The sequence below is a fragment of the Desemzia sp. C1 genome (genome assembly GCF_020882875.1).
Lineage (GTDB): Bacteria > Bacillota > Bacilli > Lactobacillales > Carnobacteriaceae > Desemzia > Desemzia incerta.
In genome coordinates this window covers 2,285,271-2,303,742 of record NZ_JAJIZP010000003.1, presented here as the reverse complement: position 1 = coordinate 2,303,742, position 18,472 = coordinate 2,285,271, and the positions used below count along the sequence as shown (strand labels likewise).

Annotated in this window: 18 protein-coding genes; all 18 read left to right on the top strand. The window is 39.0% G+C overall.

All coding sequences use genetic code 11. The features are described 5' to 3' along the window. Positions 1-329 precede the first annotated feature (329 nt). The 18 genes from ltrA (LMF32_RS11570) to LMF32_RS11485 all read left to right on the top strand — a co-directional run bounded on the left by ltrA (LMF32_RS11570) (position 330) and on the right by LMF32_RS11485 (position 18,427). The gene (gene ltrA, locus LMF32_RS11570; RefSeq protein ID WP_230524382.1) at positions 330-1,619 is read left to right on the top strand and encodes a group II intron reverse transcriptase/maturase; all 1,290 of its coding nucleotides are present in this window, start codon (positions 330-332) and stop codon (positions 1,617-1,619) included. Between the two features lie 196 nt (positions 1,620-1,815). Continuing rightward, positions 1,816-2,535 (top strand): ribonuclease III, encoded by a 720-nt coding sequence (gene rnc / locus LMF32_RS11565; protein WP_188204224.1) that lies wholly within the window; start codon positions 1,816-1,818, stop codon positions 2,533-2,535. 182 nt (positions 2,536-2,717) lie between these two features. Continuing rightward, the gene (locus LMF32_RS11560; RefSeq protein ID WP_230524838.1) at positions 2,718-4,196 is read left to right on the top strand and encodes an AAA family ATPase; all 1,479 of its coding nucleotides are present in this window, start codon (positions 2,718-2,720) and stop codon (positions 4,194-4,196) included. Further along, on the top strand, positions 4,154-6,286 hold the full coding sequence (smc, locus tag LMF32_RS11555; protein WP_230524837.1) for a chromosome segregation protein SMC: 2,133 nt from the start codon (positions 4,154-4,156) through the stop codon (positions 6,284-6,286). Before LMF32_RS11560 ends, smc begins: the two co-directional genes overlap by 43 nt. Positions 6,287-6,314: 28 nt before the next feature. Further along, complete coding sequence (locus LMF32_RS11550) at positions 6,315-7,133, top strand: Cof-type HAD-IIB family hydrolase (RefSeq protein ID WP_188204222.1); 819 nt, start codon at positions 6,315-6,317, stop codon at positions 7,131-7,133. Between the two features lie 25 nt (positions 7,134-7,158). After that, positions 7,159-8,166: a signal recognition particle-docking protein FtsY gene (ftsY, locus tag LMF32_RS11545; protein WP_188204221.1), complete on the top strand. Its 1,008-nt coding sequence runs from the start codon at positions 7,159-7,161 to the stop codon at positions 8,164-8,166. A 204-nt stretch (positions 8,167-8,370) separates the two neighbouring features. Continuing rightward, a complete protein-coding gene (locus tag LMF32_RS11540; RefSeq protein ID WP_092480145.1) occupies positions 8,371-9,972 on the top strand; it encodes a PTS transporter subunit EIIC in 1,602 nt (533 codons plus the stop codon). A gap of 535 nt (positions 9,973-10,507) precedes the next feature. Then, the gene (gene ltrA, locus LMF32_RS11535; RefSeq protein WP_230524654.1) at positions 10,508-11,797 is read left to right on the top strand and encodes a group II intron reverse transcriptase/maturase; all 1,290 of its coding nucleotides are present in this window, start codon (positions 10,508-10,510) and stop codon (positions 11,795-11,797) included. Between the two features lie 218 nt (positions 11,798-12,015). Continuing rightward, positions 12,016-12,360, top strand: coding sequence for a putative DNA-binding protein (locus LMF32_RS11530; RefSeq protein WP_092480144.1), 345 nt, complete (start codon positions 12,016-12,018; stop codon positions 12,358-12,360). A 15-nt stretch (positions 12,361-12,375) separates the two neighbouring features. Beyond that, a complete protein-coding gene (gene ffh / locus LMF32_RS11525) occupies positions 12,376-13,803 on the top strand; it encodes a signal recognition particle protein (protein WP_188204220.1) in 1,428 nt (475 codons plus the stop codon). Between the two features lie 103 nt (positions 13,804-13,906). Next, positions 13,907-14,179, top strand: coding sequence for a 30S ribosomal protein S16 (gene rpsP / locus LMF32_RS11520; protein ID WP_092480142.1), 273 nt, complete (start codon positions 13,907-13,909; stop codon positions 14,177-14,179). Between the two features lie 14 nt (positions 14,180-14,193). After that, positions 14,194-14,436 (top strand): KH domain-containing protein, encoded by a 243-nt coding sequence (locus LMF32_RS11515; protein WP_092480141.1) that lies wholly within the window; start codon positions 14,194-14,196, stop codon positions 14,434-14,436. Positions 14,437-14,582: 146 nt separating this feature from the next. Further along, positions 14,583-15,101 carry a ribosome maturation factor RimM gene (gene rimM, locus LMF32_RS11510; RefSeq protein WP_092480140.1) on the top strand — a complete coding sequence of 173 codons (519 nt, stop codon included), beginning with the start codon at positions 14,583-14,585 and terminating at the stop codon, positions 15,099-15,101. Continuing rightward, positions 15,098-15,829 carry a tRNA (guanosine(37)-N1)-methyltransferase TrmD gene (gene trmD, locus LMF32_RS11505; protein ID WP_092480139.1) on the top strand — a complete coding sequence of 244 codons (732 nt, stop codon included), beginning with the start codon at positions 15,098-15,100 and terminating at the stop codon, positions 15,827-15,829. The genes rimM and trmD overlap by 4 nt, the downstream gene beginning before the upstream one ends. A gap of 155 nt (positions 15,830-15,984) precedes the next feature. Further along, on the top strand, positions 15,985-16,332 hold the full coding sequence (gene rplS / locus LMF32_RS11500) for a 50S ribosomal protein L19 (protein ID WP_092480138.1): 348 nt from the start codon (positions 15,985-15,987) through the stop codon (positions 16,330-16,332). Positions 16,333-16,462: 130 nt separating this feature from the next. After that, entirely contained in the window at positions 16,463-16,903 is a 441-nt protein-coding gene (locus LMF32_RS11495; protein ID WP_188204219.1) for a hypothetical protein, read from the top strand. Positions 16,904-16,927: 24 nt separating this feature from the next. Beyond that, positions 16,928-17,341, top strand: coding sequence for an OsmC family protein (locus LMF32_RS11490; RefSeq protein WP_188204218.1), 414 nt, complete (start codon positions 16,928-16,930; stop codon positions 17,339-17,341). 183 nt (positions 17,342-17,524) lie between these two features. Further along, positions 17,525-18,427, top strand: coding sequence for a YitT family protein (locus LMF32_RS11485; protein WP_317450536.1), 903 nt, complete (start codon positions 17,525-17,527; stop codon positions 18,425-18,427). Positions 18,428-18,472 lie beyond the last annotated feature (45 nt).

Sequence of the window (18,472 nt, the reverse complement as noted above, 5' to 3'; positions counted from 1 at the left end):
CGAGTGGATAAGGCTGCGAAAGAAGCTAAAGTCCGATAACTGTCCTAACTCGAAGCATAAATGTGGCAGATAGATGGAGTGAAAGAGTTCGCACCTTAACTGGGGAGGTCTCATGACGTTATACCAAATACACTTAGTGATAAGTGCTTGACTCATGAGAAGTCAGCAGAGGTCGTAGTAGTGAAGACAGCTAGTGAAAGCTAGAAAGAGCGAAGGACCGAACAATTTTATCGTTACAAACATCTTTATTGGAGGCCGCCAAAGACTATTGGCTACGACAGCGTAAAAGTAGATAGCTGCCTTACGAGAGCAGAAAAGGAGTAACAAGCATGCAGGAAAACAGGACACTGGATAGAATCCTATCCAGAAATAATTTAAACGAAGCCTTTCGACAAGTGGAACGGAATAAAGGTGCCGCAGGCATTGACGGTATGTCTATCGAAGAGGCTAAAGAATATCTTCGTCAGCACAAAGAAGAGCTTATTCAGACTATTCGTCAACGTCACTATCAACCTAAACCTGTCAGAAGAGTAGAAATACCTAAACCATCGGGTGGGGTCAGACTACTGGGTATACCGACAGTGGTTGACCGAGTTATTCAACAAGCGATTGCACAAGTTCTCACACCCATTTTTGACGAACACTTCCACAACAGTAGTTATGGATTCCGTCCAAACCGCAACGCCCATATGGCTATAGCGCAAGGGCTAAGAGATATGAACGAAGGTTATCACTGGATTGTCGACATTGATTTAGAGAAGTTCTTTGACACTGTTAACCATGATCGACTGATGAATCTAGTTTCTCGGAAAATAACCGATGGTGATGTGATATCATTGATTCGGAAATATCTCGTGAGTGGCATTATGGTAAACGGAGAATATGAGGAAAGTCCAGTTGGCACTCCCCAAGGGGGAAACCTCTCGCCATTATTGAGTAATATCCTCTTAAATGAACTCGACCAAGAACTAGAGAGAAGAGGTCTACACTTCGTGCGATACGCAGATGACTGCATTATCCTCGTTAAGAGCGAATTCGCAGCAAGGCGCGTAATGCGTTCGGTTACACGATATATTGAGGAAACTCTGGGTTTAACTGTGAACACGAGTAAATCGAAAATCATTAAACCTAATGACCCAACCTTTAAATTCTTGGGATTTGGATTCTATTGGTCGAAAGCAGATAAAGGCTATCAAGCAAAGCCTCATGCCATATCAATCGAGACGTTTAAATATAAGCTTCATCAGCTAAGCAAGAAAAGCTGGGGCATTGATATGGCTTACCGCATCGTTAAATTGAATCAAGTCATCAGAGGATGGGTGAACTATTTCAAAATAGGAAATATGCACACAAAACTCAAGAAAATAGCGAGTCATCTTCGTTATCGACTGAGGATGTGTATCTGGCACCAATGGAAAACAGCCAAAAATCGAAGAAGAGCCCTCACTAAACTAGGGATGAGCGACTACAACGCCTACATGAATAGCCACAGTTCCAAAGGAACTGCCCGAATAGCCCTGTCCTGGGTTATGACAACCACAGTAACCAATAAGATACTAGCCTTCAAAGGTCTAGTATCTCCAGATAGTTACTATTTAAGACAAAAGCATGTTATATGAAATTGAACCGCCGTATACCGAACGGTACGTACGGTGGTGTGAGAGGACGATAAATAAATTAATTATTTATCTCCTACTCGATTTTATTATCATAAGCATCAGATAACAGAAGAATCTCTGATTAAAGTTTATTTTTCTTATGAAAACCAGTATAATAAGGCAGTAAGAGTATTTTGATGAAAAAGGGGAATCAGAAATGAATGAGGAATTACTAACAAAGTTAAAATCATTATTTCAAATTGAATTTGCAAACACTGATTTTTTGAAAGAAGCATTTACCCATTCATCATATGTGAATGAGCACCGGGAATTGAACTTGAAAGACAATGAGCGCATTGAGTTTCTAGGAGACGCAGTTTTAGAATTGACTGTCACAAAGTATTTGTTTAATGAATACCCAAATCTCCCAGAAGGCAAATTAACAAGGCTGAGAGCTGCTATCGTTTGTGAGGCAAGCTTAAGTCAATTTGCGAAAGAGTACGGGTTCGACCGTTACATTCTCTTAGGCAAAGGCGAAGAGCGAATGAACGGCAGAAAAAGACCGTCTTTATTGTGTGACTTATTTGAATCGTTCATTGGAGCATTGTATCTAGATCAAGGGTTAGACGGAGTAATCAATTTTTTAAATCAAACCATTTTTCCTCGAATCAAGTCCGGCGCTTTTTCACATGTGATGGATCACAAGACTAACTTGCAAGAGTTCTTGCAACGGAATGGTGAAGTTTCCATTGATTATGTGTTGATTGAAGAAGTAGGACCTGCTCATGAAAAAGAGTTTTTAGTAGAAGTCCTAGCAGAAGGAAATATTTTAGGACAAGGAAAAGGGAAATCAAAAAAGGCAGCTGAACAAATTGCTGCAGCTAATGCCCTAGAAAACCTGCGAGAAGCGAATGAGATAGAAGAAATTCAGGCGTAACAGGGAGATAGAGATAGCTTTCTATACATTACACAGACAACGAAAGTTAGGAGTTGTGGCTAACCTTCGTTGTTTGTGTAATGATAAAGAAGGTTTTATCATCATCCGATAAAGATAAACACCAGATGAATAAGATAGTGCGAGTTCATCAAATTTGAAAATATAGGAAGGAGCCAGTCTTCGTGCAATTAAAAAAAATAGATATTAGTGGTTTTAAGTCATTTGCCACTAAAACGACTATCGAATTTAACGAAGGCGTAACGGCCGTTGTTGGACCAAACGGAAGCGGAAAAAGCAATATTATTGAAGCGATTCGTTGGGTTATGGGAGAACAATCTGCAAAAAGTTTACGCGGTGGGAAAATGAACGATATTATATTTGCCGGATCAGATTCACGTAAACCGGTTAATATCGCTGAAGTAACCTTAGTATTAGAAAATGAAGATCATTTCTTGCCTCTTGATTTTTCAGAAGTAAGTATTACAAGACGGTTGCACCGTTCTGGAGATAGCGAATATTACATCAATAAAAAGCCATGTCGTTTAAAAGACATTGTAGACTTATTTATGGATTCTGGATTAGGAAAAGAGTCTTTTTCAATCATTTCTCAAGGAAAGGTCGAATCGGTATTCAATAGTAAACCAGAGGATCGTCGTGCCATTTTTGAAGAGGCTGCTGGAGTACTGAAATACAAAACGAAAAAGAAAAAAGCTGAACAAAAATTGTTGGAAACAAAAGACAATTTGAATCGCGTTCAAGATATTTTGTATGAACTAGAATCACAAGTAGAACCCTTAAAAATACAAAGCACTATGGCAAAAGATTATCTGCAGCAGAAAGAGCAGTTAAAAGATGTAGAAATCTCTCTAACTGCAGTAGAAATCCAACAGTATCAACAAGAATTAGCTGAAAAAAGCAATCAAAAAGCAGCTTATGATATGCAGTTAGCTGAAATGAAGCAACAATCGGACAAACTGGAAGCTGATTTATTGAATTTGCGCAAAGCGAAACGCACTTTCTCCGAGAAATCAGACAGCTATCAAGAACAACTGATGGAAGCTGTTCAGAAAATGGAGCAATTGGAAGGGAAAAAAAATGTTTTAAAAGAGCGCGACAAACATACTCAAGAAAATAAAGAAAAAGCTCTTCAAAGCAAACAACAATTGCAACACCAAATAGAACATACAACAAATCAGTTAGAAGAAACCATCAAAAATAAAACGGCGAAAGAAAAAGAAAAAAAAGAGCTGGACAAAGCACTAAAAAGCATTAAAAAAGAACGTGAGTTGTTGTCCGGAAATCAAAAGCAAATGGAAGATCATTTGCGTGACGAATACATCGAATGGATGCAACAAGAAACGTCTTTAAAAAATGAGCAAACTTTTTTAAAGAAAAGTGCTTCTCAATTTGAGTTGAGAAATGCCAAATCCATGACTTCTAAACAAAGTCTGGCAGATGAAGTGAAAGAATTGACGGAAACTTCGGCTGTTCAAACAACTCAATTGAAACAAGTGCAGCAAGAAATCGCTGAAAAGTTGCTTCAATTCCAAGAAAAACAAGCCTTGCTTCAAACAATCAAAAAGATCGCGAATCAAAAGAAAGTCAACTCTATGATGCTATGCGTATTGTCCAACAAGCTAAAGCTAAAAGAGACAGCCTAAAAGAATTAAGCGATGATTATACAGGCTTTTACCAAGGTGTACGAGAAGTTCTGAAACAAAAAGAACGACTAGGCGGTATCGTAGGGGCTGTTACAGAATTGATCGAAGTGCCTAAGAACTTGGAGCTGGCGATTGATATTGCGTTGGGAGCTGCCGGACAGCATATTGTTGTAGAAGATGATACCAGCGGACGTCGGGCTATTCAGTACTTAAAGCAAAAACATTCTGGAAGAGCTACATTTTTACCTTTAACAGCTATTAAAGCGCGTTTTTTACCAACCGCTATTCAAACTCAAGCTCAGTCGATTGCTGGATATGTTGGTGTAGGTAGTGAAGTCATTCAATATTCAGATGCTGTCAAAAATGTACTGCAAAATCTATTAGGGACAACTCTAATAGCAGAGAACCTTGAATCTGCGAACCGTTTAGCCAAACATTTTCAATATAAATACCGAGTCGTTTCTTTAGAAGGCGATGTAATGAATGCTGGCGGATCGATGACTGGTGGGTCGAACAAACAAAGTAATAGAGGCAGTTTGTTGTCTAGAAAAAATGAATTGCAATCCTTAAAAGAGCAGATTCAAAAAATGGATGAGTTGATGCATCAAAAAGAAGTAGACATTCGCGCCTTAAAACAGTCTGAGAAAAAAGAAGAGCAAGCAATGTATGAATTGCGTACGGTTGGTGAACAAAAACGACTTGAAGAGCAAGAGCTGAAAAGCAAAGCGAATTACATCACTGAAGAGATCCACCGATTAACACGTGAATTAAAAGCTCAAGAATACGAAGAATCAGCTGCTCAACAAGAAGCCGATGAAACTACTAAGAGATTGAAAGAAATCGAAGTTGAATTAGCTGCAGTCAAGGAAAAGATGGCTGTATTGACCCAGCAAATGGCAATGGTCTCTTCACAAAACGAAGAAAAAGAGCTGAGAAAAAATCAACTAACCGAACAATATCAGTTATTGATCACTCAATCTGCTACTCTTCAGGAATACTTGAATGGTTTGGCAAAAGAAGAACAACGTTTATCAAACACGGTGGACGAACTAAGCAGAGAATTGGCTGCTTTAGAGAATCAGCTTGAAGCAACAACGTTATATGATGGAGACCACCAACTCACTCAAAAAGAGTTGGAAGAATCTTTAGTGCAATTAAAAGAAGACAAAAAGACTATCGAAGAAGCCTTGAAAGTCAATAGACAAAAATTGCGAAAAACCGAAGAAGACATTGATTCGTTAGACCAGCAAGTCTCTACCAAGCACAATCAGCAGCAAGCTGTAAGAGAACAAAAATCAATCGTTGAAGTAGCTATGAATCGCTTAGACGTCGCTATCGAAACGCGTTTAATGATCTTGAGTGAAGACTATGGGTTGACTTATGAAGCAGCAGCGGCGAACTACGTGATTGAAATTTCTCTCGAAGAGGCCAAACGAAAAGTGAAGTTACTGAAAAAAGGGATTGAAGAGTTAGGAACGGTCAATCTAGCGGCTATTGAAGAATATGAACGAGTAAACGAACGCTATACGTTTTTAGCAGAACAAAAAGCCGACTTAGAGGAAGCTAAAAACAGTTTGTTTGAAACAATGGATGAAATGGATGCTGAAGTAATCAAACGTTTCTCTGAGTTGTTTGAAGCGATCCAAAGCAAATTCACACTAGTCTTCCAACAATTATTTGGCGGAGGAACAGCTGAACTGAAATTGACGGATCCGTCTAACATGCTGACGACAGGTATTGAGATCATTGCTCAACCACCAGGTAAAAAATTGCAGCAGCTCAGCTTGCTTTCTGGCGGAGAACGGTCATTAACAGCAATAGCTTTGTTGTTCTCTATTTTATTGGTGAGACCTGTTCCGTTTTGCATTTTAGACGAAGTGGAAGCGGCTTTAGATGAGGCAAATGTGGTTCGATTTGGCCGTTATCTCCGCAGATTTGAAAAAGATACACAGTTCATTGTGATCACTCACCGTAAGGGAACGATGCAAGAAGCGGATGGTTTGTATGGGGTAACAATGCAAGAATCAGGAGTGTCAAAAATCGTTTCTGTTCGTTTGGAAGAATTAGAAGCTGTACCTGTTAACAAGTAAGTAAGAAGACAAGGAGAGTATTCTAGACATGATCAAATTAATTGCAATTGATTTAGATGGTACATTGCTGAAAAGTGATGGCAGTATTTCAGTGGAAAATAAACAAGCGTTAAGAAGAGCTAAGGAACTAGGCGTTAAAGTAGTGATTTGTACTGGACGTCCGCTGCTTAGTGTAGCGGCCATCTTAGACGAAATGAATCTTAGAGAAGCTGGCGACTATGTCATCACTTACAACGGCGGTCTAGTGCAAAAAGCTGATACAGGAGAAATTTTGTCTCAAAAGTATTTGTCAAAAGAACAAGCTATTGAGTTGTATGAGCTGAGCAAGTCAATCAATTTACCATGCAACCTATTGGACTTAGACAATATTTACGAAATGCCGGCTCCAAATGGAAGAGAGTCTTGGTATAAGAAAACAAAACCAGCTTTGCCTTTTGTGCATACAACATTGGATGAACTTCCAGATGATATTCGATTCAACAAAATTTTATTTTGTTATGAAGAGAATGTTTTGGAGCAAGAGATCAAACGCATTCCAACAGAATTTTATGAAAAGTTTACGATCGTAAAATCACGTCCTATCTTGATTGAAATGATGAATAAGGAAGTCGATAAAGGACGTGGAATAGAAGTGTTGTGTGATTTGCTTGGATTTACGGCCGATGAAGTGATGTCTTTTGGCGATGAAGCGAATGACCATGCGATGATCGAATACGCTGGGATGGGTATTGCTATGGGTAATGCAACGCCTGCGTTGAAAGAAATCGCTCAGTATGTGACGGATACGAATGACGACCACGGTATTGCTCGAGCAGTTGAGAGATTCATTTTAAATGAAGTACATTAAACAAAGTTAAAAAGGGGATGGAGATATGGGGTTATTTGACCGCATTAAACAAGCCTTTACCGGTGAAAAGAAAGAAACACCCGTTGAGCAAACTGAAACAACTGAAAAATATGAAAAAGGGCTAGAGAAAACGCGAAAGACTTTTTCTAGTCGAATGAACGAATTGTTCGCGAATTTCCGGACGGTCGATGAAGACTTTTTTGAAGATCTGGAAGAAGTTTTGATTGAGTCAGATGTTGGTTTCGAAGTCACAATGGAAATCACGGAAGCCTTGCGTCAAGAAGTAAAACTGAAAAACGCTAAAAACAAAAATGATGTTCAGCAAGTAATCATTGAAAAAATGGTAGATATTTACGAGGAAAGCGAAAGTGGAGACCGCTCAATCCAGTTAAACAAAGATGGACTAACGATTATTTTATTCGTTGGAGTAAACGGAGTCGGAAAAACTACTACAATCGCTAAAATGGCTCACCAATACATTGATGAAGGCAAAAAAGTTGTTTTAGCAGCTGGAGATACATTCCGTGCTGGAGCTATCGAACAATTGGAAGTTTGGGGAGAGCGTGTAGGAGCGACTGTTGTCTCTGGAAAAGCTGGTGGAGATCCTGCATCAGTTGTTTTCGACGCTGTTAAACGTGCAAAAGATGAAAATGCCGATATCCTTATTGTAGATACTGCTGGCCGTTTGCAAAATAAGGTGAATTTGATGAAAGAACTGGAAAAAATGAAACGAATCATTTCCAGAGAAGTTCCAGATGGACCGCATGAAGTGCTTTTGGTTCTGGATGCAACGACAGGTCAAAACGCTATGATCCAAGCTCGTCAATTTAAAGAAACAACAGATGTTACGGGAATTGTATTGACCAAATTAGACGGAACGGCCAAAGGTGGGATCGTTTTGGCAATTCGTAAAGAATTAGGCATACCAGTAAAATATGTTGGACTCGGGGAAAGCATGGACGATTTAGAAGAGTTCAACCCAAATGAGTTTGTTTTCGGCTTATTCAGCGAATTGATTAAAGATACATTATAAAAATCTTTTTATTTAGAGAGTGCAGACGCTTCCAGTGTTGGAGGCGTCATTTTTGTTGAGTTTTTTTATTTTTATCCAATAATCTTGAATATTGTTCCTAATTTCAAAATGTGCTATGATTCGAAACGTGGCCTGAAATCCTATGCGCTGTAGTGCGGATGATTTCAGTAAAGCTGCAGTTAAAAATTTATAGGAGGAATGATTGTGAAAGACAAGATTTTTGAAACCTTGCAAAAAATGGGTAAAACATTTATGCTGCCGATTGCATTGTTACCGATTGCTGGGTTACTTCTCGGTATTGGAGCTTCTTTTACCGGAGACGCATTTATTAATTTATATGATTTAGAGTGGTTGTTAGGAGAAGGAACTGTCCTAAATAGCGTATTGACGATCTTAAAAGATTGTGGACAAATCATTTTTGACAACTTGCCGCTATTATTTGCAGTAGCCGTTGCTCTTGGATTTGCTAAAGCAGCTAAAGAAGTTGCTGCTATTTCTGGAGTTGTAGCTTACTTTATGATGTATGCTGCTCTGACTAGTACAGTAGCAAACTTTGGCAATATGGAAGAATTATCATCTATCCCAGGATTGATGAGCAGTTTCCTTGGGTTTGAAAACACAATGAATACAGGAGTTTTTGGCGGGATTATTATTGGTTCGATAGTAGCTTTCTTACATAATCGCTACTATAAGATCGACTTGCCAGATGCTTTGTCATTCTTTGCAGGCACGCGTTTTGTACCGATCGTTTCAGCTTTAGGTGGTATTGTTGCAGGGGTTGCTTTAGCATTCCTATGGCCATTTGCCGCTCAATTTATCGCATGGTTGGGTTCATTGGTAGCTGATTTAGGATATGTAGGGACATTCTTATATGGATACATCTACCGTGCATTGATTCCACTAGGATTGCACCATGTCTTCTACTTGCCATTCTGGCAAACAGCTTTAGGCGGTACTGCAGAGATTGCAGGACAAACTGTAGAGGGAGCACAAAATATTCTATTTGCTCAATTAGCGAATGGTCTGCCAGTTGGCGCGGAAGCCGCTAAATTCTTCTCTGGAATGTTCCCGTTCATGATCTTTGGTTTCCCAGCAGCTGCTTTGGCAATGTACCATACAGCTAAACCTGAACGCAAAAAAGATGTTAAAGGTTTAATGACGTCTTCATCTTTGACTTCAGTGTTCACAGGGATTACAGAACCTCTTGAATTCTCATTCTTATTTGCTTCACCATTATTATACTTTGGAGTACACTGTGTCTTAGCTGCATTTTCATTTGCATTCATGCATTTCTTAAATGTTGGAGTAGGATTGACATTCTCTGGTGGATTGATCGACTTCGTATTATACGGAATCTTGCCTGGGCAATCTGTCACGAACTGGATACCAGTCGTTCTTGTCGGAGTAGTATACGCTTTAGTGTATTACTTTGTGTTCCGTTTCTTCATCTTGAAGTTTGATTTGAAAACTCCAGGACGTGAAGATGACGTAGTAGAAACGAAGTTATATACAAAAGCAGATTACCAAGCTAAAAAGCAAGGCGGAAAAGAAGAAGCATCATCTAATGAAGACAGTTTGTCGAAAGACATTGTTGAAGGATTAGGTGGAGCCGATAACTTAGTTGATGTTGACAACTGTGCAACTCGTTTGCGAGTGAAAGTAAAAGACGGCGAGTTAGTTAATGAAAGCTTGTTGAAATCAACGGGAGCTGCTGGCGTTGTTATTAAAGGAACCAGCGCTCAAGTAATTTATGGGCCAAAAGTTTCTAACATCAAATCTAATATTGATGAATATTTGAAAAAATAATTCACTACGATAAGGAAAAGACCTCAAGTCTTTTCCTTATTTTGTTCGCCCAGCATGGGCGAACTCTAACGGGTGCAAGTCCCGAATGCGACCTGACAGTGGTAAGCATATAGCTGACGGCAAGGGTGTCCACCGTGAGGTGGAATCTGAAGGAAGCCTAAGGCAAAACTCTGGTCTGACGAACAGAAATCACATAAGAGGTGAGTCGAGTGGATAAGGCTGCGAAAGAAGCTAAAGTCCGATAACTGTCCTAACTCGAAGCATAAATGTGGCAGATAGATGGAGTGAAAGAGTTCGCACCTTAACTGGGGAGGTCTCATGACGTTATACCAAATACACTTAGTGATAAGTGCTTGACTCATGAGAAGTCAGCAGAGGTCGTAGTAGTGAAGACAGCTAGTGAAAGCTAGAAAGAGCGAAGGACCGAACAATTTTATCGTTACAAACATCTTTATTGGAGGCCGCCAAAGACTATTGGCTACGACAGCGTAAAAGTAGATAGCTGCCTTACGAGAGCAGAAAAGGAGTAACAAGCATGCAGGAAAACAGGACACTGGATAGAATCCTATCCAGAAATAATTTAAACGAAGCCTTTCGACAAGTGGAACGGAATAAAGGTGCCGCAGGCATTGACGGTATGTCTATCGAAGAGGCTAAAGAATATCTTCGTCAGCACAAAGAAGAGCTTATTCAGACTATTCGTCAACGTCACTATCAACCTAAACCTGTCAGAAGAGTAGAAATACCTAAACCATCGGGTGGGGTCAGACTACTGGGTATACCGACAGTGGTTGACCGAGTTATTCAACAAGCGATTGCACAAGTTCTCACACCCATTTTTGACGAACACTTCCACAACAGTAGTTATGGATTCCGTCCAAACCGCAACGCCCATATGGCTATAGCGCAAGGGCTAAGAGATATGAACGAAGGTTATCACTGGATTGTCGACATTGATTTAGAGAAGTTCTTTGACACTGTTAACCATGATCGACTGATGAATCTAGTTTCTCGGAAAATAACCGATGGTGATGTGATATCATTGATTCGGAAATATCTCGTGAGTGGCATTATGGTAAACGGAGAATATGAGGAAAGTCCAGTTGGCACTCCCCAAGGGGGAAACCTCTCGCCATTATTGAGTAATATCCTCTTAAATGAACTCGACCAAGAACTAGAGAGAAGAGGTCTACACTTCGTGCGATACGCAGATGACTGCATTATCCTCGTTAAGAGCGAATTCGCAGCAAGGCGCGTAATGCGTTCGGTTACACGATATATTGAGGAAACTCTGGGTTTAACTGTGAACACGAGTAAATCGAAAATCATTAAACCTAATGACCCAACCTTTAAATTCTTGGGATTTGGATTCTATTGGTCGAAAGCAGATAAAGGCTATCAAGCAAAGCCTCATGCCATATCAATCGAGACGTTTAAATATAAGCTTCATCAGCTAAGCAAGAAAAGCTGGGGCATTGATATGGCTTACCGCATCGTTAAATTGAATCAAGTCATCAGAGGATGGGTGAACTATTTCAAAATAGGAAATATGCACACAAAACTCAAGAAAATAGCGAGTCATCTTCGTTATCGACTGAGGATGTGTATCTGGCACCAATGGAAAACAGCCAAAAATCGAAGAAGAGCCCTCACTAAACTAGGGATGAGCGACTACAACGCCTACATGAATAGCCACAGTTCCAAAGGAACTGCCCGAATAGCCCTGTCCTGGGTTATGACAACCACAGTAACCAATAAGATACTAGCCTTCAAAGGTCTAGTATCTCCAGATAGTTACTATTTAAAACAAAAGCATGTTATATGAAATTGAACCGCCGTATACCGAACGGTACGTACGGTGGTGTGAGAGGACGATAAATAAATTAATTATTTATCTCCTACTCGATTGTCCAAACGAGTGAAAAGGACTTTAGATTTGGAGAAAAAGTCCGGCTTCTATTGACTAAAAGCTCAAAAATAGGTAATCTAAAGTAGTGTGTAAAAGTAAATTACTTTACAGTAAGTACTAGGAGAGAGCCGATAATGGAATTAGAAAAAACAAATCAAATGAATGCATTATTTGATTTTTATGGTGCTTTACTGACAGATAAACAACAAGAGTACATGCAATTGTATTACGGAGATGATTTTTCTCTCGGTGAAATAGCGGATGAATTTAACGTGAGCCGCCAAGCTATCTATGACAATATCAAGCGAACAGAAAAAATTCTTATTGAGTACGAAGAAAAGTTGAACTTGTTTAAAAAATTCAGCGAAACCAATGCCATAATTGATCAGTTGGAAGAATATGTGACTGCTCATTATCCAAAAGATACTGCATTTAAAGCTGAACTTGAAAAATTAAGACAAACAAATGATGAAGAGTAGGATAGGTGGAAAAATATGGCATTTGAAGGATTAACAGAAAGACTCCAAAATGCAATGACGAAATTGCGTCGTAAAGGTAAAGTTTCTGAAGCTGATGTTAGAGAAATGATGCGGGAAGTCCGCTTAGCTCTACTAGAGGCCGATGTCAACTTTAAAGTTGTTAAAGAGTTTGTAAATAAAGTAAGTGAACGTGCGATTGGAACAGAAGTATTAGACAGTTTGTCTCCAGGACAACAAATCATCAAAATCGTAAACGATGAATTGACAGAATTGATGGGTGGCGAAACTGCTACGATCAATTACTCTGTCAAACCGCCGACAGTAGTCATGATGGTTGGTTTGCAAGGGGCAGGTAAAACAACAACTGCTGGTAAGATCGCCAACTATGTCCGTAAAAACGACAATAAGCGCCCATTGCTGGTTGCAGCTGATATTTATCGTCCTGCTGCTATCCAACAGCTGCAAACGATCGGAAACCAATTGGACATGCCTGTTTTTACATTAGGCGACCAAGTAAGTCCGGTAGAAATTGCTCAAAAAGGAATTGAAGAAGCCGTAAGAACGGGTCGCGATCTAGTATTGATCGATACGGCTGGGCGTTTGCACGTAGATGAAAACTTGATGACGGAATTGTCTGATATCAAAAAAATTGCTGAACCTTCTGAGATTTTCTTAGTTGTTGATGCGATGACTGGACAAGATGCAGTCAATGTTGCCAAGTCCTTTAATGAGCAATTAGATGTAACAGGGGTTGTACTAACGAAATTAGATGGGGATACACGTGGTGGGGCTGCATTGTCTATCCGTTCCGTTACAGGTAAACCAATCAAATTTGTTGGTCAAGGTGAAAAGCTTGACGCTTTAGAACCATTCCATCCAGATCGTATGGCAAACCGTATTTTGGGTATGGGGGATATGTTGACGCTGATTGAAAAAGCGCAGCAAGATATCGACGAGAAAAAAGCCGAAGAAATGGCTGAAAAACTACGCGACAATTCGTTTGATTTTAATGATTTCATCGATCAAATGGATCAAGTTAGCAACATGGGGCCTCTAGAAGATATCATTAAAATGATTCCAGGAATGAACAATATGCCAGGGTTAGATCAACTACAGATTGATCCAAAAGATACGGCTCGAATGAAAGCCATTGTTCTCTCTATGACTCCCAAAGAAAGAGAAAATCCGGATATTATTTCTCAAAGCAGACGAAAAAGAATTGCTAAAGGATCAGGCCGTCCATTGGTTGAAGTGAATCGTTTGATCAAACAATTCAATGAGTCAAAAAAAATGATGAACAAAATGTCCAACGGCAACTTCCAAGGGATGGATAATTTGTTCGGAAGCGGCGTAAAAGGGAAACTGGGCAAGCTGGCAATGAATCAAATGGCGAGAAAAAACAAAAAGAAAAAGAAAAAAAACGTTCGCAAAAAGAAAAAATAGAAAAAAATGCAGAAAAAATGAAGTGTAAAGAAAAAACACTTTACAAGCATGGAAATAACTGATAAACTATCATTTGTGAGATTGTTAATGGAGGTGTTAAAGTATGGCAGTAAAAATCCGTTTGAAACGTATGGGTTCTAAAAGAAAACCTTTTTATCGTATAGTAGTTGCTGATTCACGTTCTCCACGTGATGGTCGCTTCATCGAAGAAATTGGTTACTACAACCCAATTGTTGAACCTGTTCAAGTAAAAATCGACGAAGAATCAGTTCTTAAATGGTTAAGCAATGGTGCTCAACCTTCTGATACTGTTCGTAATATCCTTTCTCGTGAAGGTATTATGAAAAAATTCCACGATTCTAAATACAGTAAATAAAAGGGATGTTTAATATGAGTGACATTAGTGAATTGATTCTTGCAATCGTTCATCCGCTTGTCAGCCATCCAGAAGAAGTTACGTTGGAGACTGATGAAACCGATGAATTTATTGAATACCATTTAAGCGTTCATGAAGATGATATTGGGCGAGTGATCGGTAAAAAAGGTCGTGTAGCGAAAGCTATTCGAACGATTGTATACAGCGCAAAGGTTCAAGGACCTAAGCGTGTAAGATTGACCATTGTCGACAATTAATATCCATCATAAGACGAAGCCGTTTCTTTAGAGAAATGGTTTTTTCTTTTTTTTAACGATAAAAAGAAATCTACTGTAGACATCTAGATAATTCCTAGTAAAATAAGTCTGAGGGAACGATAAAACGAATTAAATGAGGGAATCGAATGGAAAAATTATACAATGTTGGAAAAATAGTGAATACACACGGCATTAAAGGTGAAGTCCGGGTTATATCAGTAACTGATTTTCCAGAACAAAGATACAAAAAAGGTTCAGTATTGATTCTAGAACAAGAAAAAACAAAAGCCGTTGAGCTGGTAGTCGCTAGTCATCGAAAACACAAAAATTTTGATTTGTTGACGTTTGAAAACCATCCTACGATCGAATCTGTTGAAGGGTACAGAGATGGTATCTTAAAAGTAACTGAAGAACAACTAACAGATTTGCCGGAAGATGAATTTTATCTGCACCAAATCATTGGATTGACTGTAATAGACGATACTGGCCGCGAAATCGGTAAAATCAAAGAAGTTTTACAGCCTGGAGCAAACGATGTATGGGTCATTCAAAGACAGAAACAAAAAGATCTGTTGATTCCGTATATTGCGGATTGTGTATTGAATGTCGACTTAGAAGAAAAAATAGTGACGGTCCATCTTATGGAAGGGCTAGAAGATTTATGAAAATAGATGTTCTTACGTTATTCCCTCGTATGTTTGAAGGTCCAATGTCAGAATCCATTATCGGCAAAGCTGTCGAAAAAAATCTGTTGTCGATAGACGTTTTAAACTTTCGCGATTTTTCGGGAAATAAACATCAGCATGTAGACGATTATCCTTATGGCGGTGGAGCTGGGATGTTGTTAAAAGCTCAACCAATCTTCGATGCATTTGATCATCTTCAAGAGAAACATCCTGACACTAAAAAAAGAGTGATCTTGCTCGATCCAGCTGGCGAACCGTTCAATCAAAAGAAAGCCGAAGAACTAGCTGAAGCGGAGCACTTAGTCTTTATTTGCGGTCATTATGAAGGGTATGATGAGCGTATCCGATCAATTGTGACAGATGAGATCTCTCTAGGAGATTATGTGCTGACAGGCGGAGAACTGGGCGCTATGGTGGTGATTGACGCTACAGTAAGGTTGTTGCCTGAAGTGCTGGGGAATGAAGAATCAGCTGTAACAGATTCTTTCTCAACAGGTCTGTTAGAACACCCACATTACACAAGACCTGCTTCTTACAGAGACATGGATGTACCCGAAGTTCTATTGAGCGGGAACCACAAGCTTATTGAAGAGTGGCGAGAGAAAGAATCTTTGAGACGGACCTTGGAACGCAGACCCGATTTGCTGGATCATGTTGAATTGACCGATCAACAAAAAAACTGGATTGAGGAATTCAAACGCAGCTGAGTACCGATAAAATAACCAAATAAAGAAAAAATACTTTACAGGCATTCTATAATATGATAAAGTTATTTGGTGAGTGGGCAAACCACCGCTATTAACGATATTCCGCTGTATCCGAATGGAGATATACGAATGTTTGTTGGAAGGAGAAAAAATTCATGAGTCAATTAATTGAAGCAATTACTAGCGAACAATTACGTAGTGATATTCCTAGTTTCCGTCCTGGAGATACAGTTCGTGTACATGCACGTATTGTTGAAGGGGAAAGAGAACGTATCCAGTTATTCGAAGGCGTAGTTATCAAACGTCGCGGTGCAGGAATCAGCGAAACATATACTGTTCGTAAAATTTCTTACGGTGTGGGTGTTGAGCGTACGTTCCCAGTACATTCTCCACGTGTTGCTAAACTTGAAGTTATTCGTCAAGGTAAAGTACGTCGTGCTAAATTGTACTACATTCGTAAATTACATGGTAAAGCTGCTCGTATCAAAGAAGCTCGCCGTTAATTCGAAAAGAAAAAAGTCTGATCCGTCTACTAAGATGGTCAGGCTTTTTTTATTTATTCTATATATTCTGCATTATTTACGTTATAATAAAATGGAGCAAGGCATTTAAGTTAGGTAGGGGGAAATAAAATTGTCAGAAACGATTGAAAACTTTGAGGTTTACTTAAAAGAAAAAAATATTCCATTGAAGAAAAGCCAATTGAAAAATGGTCAAATTTTATTTAATGGAAATTTTCGGTTAACGAAAACAAGAGTATTGCCGTTTGGGATAGTATTCGACAGCAAAGATGCTAAATCAATTGATTTTCAGATTACATACCATAAGTTAGCTTATGTAAAAGATTTTACTAAAAAAGCTGAGATTCTTGAATTGCTGAATGAGTTAAATCAAGTAAAAGCGGGTTATTACAGCGTTATTTTAGCGGGCGATGGTGAGGTTTATCTGAAACAGCTTAGTCGCACGACAAGCGATGTTTTAGCAGCTTATGAAATGATGGTATTTGGTTCTACGATTGCTAAAGTGATCATCAAAGAAATCGAAAAAGTATTGGAACCAGCTGCGGCAGAGTAAAATACGATAAAAGGCAGGGGTTATATGGCTCATCCGAAAAGTTTGTTTCACGCAGAAGTAGTGAATGATCAAGCCTTGCAAGGAGAAGCTTTTGTAAAGAATGATGGACTGAGAGTGGTAATTTCTGATCCTTTGAGTCCAGATCCTGGCACTAATCCTGAAGAACTGTTGGGATTATCTTTAAGCACTTGTTTAAACGCTACGATTCAAGCGTTATTAAAAGGCAGAGGCTTAAAGAATAAAAGCCAAGTAGAAGTACACATTGATTTAGTGCCGGAAGAAAAAGGCGGATTCTTCTTCGAAGTATTGGCATTGGCTAAAATTGAGGGCTTGCCGTTTGAAAAAGCGGATCGAATCGTCCAAGCAGCAGAAAAGCGTTGTCCGGTAGCCAAACTCCTGGAAGGTAGTAAAACGGTAACCGTTAAAACAGTAGAATAAATCAGCTGAGTGAAGTAGGCAATTGTCTGCTTCGCTTTTTTTGTTGCCTAAAGTAATATTACTTAACAGACTCTTAATGTAAAGCGGATACAATGAGACTTTTCTTAATGTTATTATGTTTTTCTTTCTTTCCCATTAGTTTGTTGCTATTCTTGTCTAGAATTATCTTACGGAGGTGTTGTGGTGAAAAATTTTAAATCTCCCGTTGCATGGTGGGAATCATTAAAAATTATGATCGTATTAGTTTTTTCAGCGATAACAGGGGCGATATCTTTTAACTTCTTCTTTATCCCGACGAATGTTTATGCATCTGGTTTAAATGGTTTCGCGCAATTGTTTACGGGTATCACATCAGAATATTTGAACATCCAGCTAGAAACTGGATTGATTATTTTACTATTAAATATCCCAATCGCTATTTTAGGTTGGTTTAAAATAGGAAAGACATTTACTTTATTAAGTTTTCTTTCTTCTTTCTTAGTCTCTATTTTAATGGTTGTCTTACCAGTAGTTCAATTGACTCCTGACCCAATCATGAGTGCATTATTTGGTGGGGTAATTGGTGGAGCTGGAGTAGGTTTCGCATTAAAATATGGTTTTTCGACTGGCGGGATGGACATCATTGCAATGGTTCTAGCTAAAACGACTGGCAGAACTATTGGAAACTTGATGATGGTTATGAATGCAATCATTGCAGTAACAGCAGGAGCTACTTTTGGGTGGGAATATTCTTTCTATACGATTCTATCCATTTATGCTTTTACCAAAGTTGTAGACACTATTCATACGAGCCATCAAAAAGTAACAGCAATGATCGTAACAACAGATCCGGATACCTTAGTAGAAGCTATCCATAAAGAACTAGTCCGAGGCGTTACAGTCTTGCCGGCTACAGGCGGATACAGTAAAACAAACCGTGCTGTGTTAATGATCGTTGTTTCGCGCTATGAGATCTATAGCTTAGAACAAGCCGTTAAAGAAGCGGACGCAGCGGCATTCGTCAACTTTATGCAAACGAATAAAGTAATGGGCGAGTTCTTAAACAGCGAACAGCAAAAAGAACGTAGAGCAAGTAGTGTATTTTAGATAAAATCAAAAAAAAGAATTGGATCTGATCAGATCCAATTCTTT

Coding starts and splice junctions, on each gene's coding strand:
- ltrA (WP_230524382.1), top strand. CDS start 330: ATGCAGGAAAACAGGACACTGGATAGAATCCTATCCAGAAATAATTTA.
- rnc (WP_188204224.1), top strand. CDS start 1,816: ATGAATGAGGAATTACTAACAAAGTTAAAATCATTATTTCAAATTGAA.
- smc (WP_230524837.1), top strand. CDS start 4,154: ATGCGTATTGTCCAACAAGCTAAAGCTAAAAGAGACAGCCTAAAAGAA.
- LMF32_RS11550 (WP_188204222.1), top strand. CDS start 6,315: ATGATCAAATTAATTGCAATTGATTTAGATGGTACATTGCTGAAAAGT.
- ftsY (WP_188204221.1), top strand. CDS start 7,159: ATGGGGTTATTTGACCGCATTAAACAAGCCTTTACCGGTGAAAAGAAA.
- ltrA (WP_230524654.1), top strand. CDS start 10,508: ATGCAGGAAAACAGGACACTGGATAGAATCCTATCCAGAAATAATTTA.
- LMF32_RS11530 (WP_092480144.1), top strand. CDS start 12,016: ATGGAATTAGAAAAAACAAATCAAATGAATGCATTATTTGATTTTTAT.
- ffh (WP_188204220.1), top strand. CDS start 12,376: ATGGCATTTGAAGGATTAACAGAAAGACTCCAAAATGCAATGACGAAA.
- rpsP (WP_092480142.1), top strand. CDS start 13,907: ATGGCAGTAAAAATCCGTTTGAAACGTATGGGTTCTAAAAGAAAACCT.
- LMF32_RS11515 (WP_092480141.1), top strand. CDS start 14,194: ATGAGTGACATTAGTGAATTGATTCTTGCAATCGTTCATCCGCTTGTC.
- rimM (WP_092480140.1), top strand. CDS start 14,583: ATGGAAAAATTATACAATGTTGGAAAAATAGTGAATACACACGGCATT.
- trmD (WP_092480139.1), top strand. CDS start 15,098: ATGAAAATAGATGTTCTTACGTTATTCCCTCGTATGTTTGAAGGTCCA.
- rplS (WP_092480138.1), top strand. CDS start 15,985: ATGAGTCAATTAATTGAAGCAATTACTAGCGAACAATTACGTAGTGAT.
- LMF32_RS11490 (WP_188204218.1), top strand. CDS start 16,928: ATGGCTCATCCGAAAAGTTTGTTTCACGCAGAAGTAGTGAATGATCAA.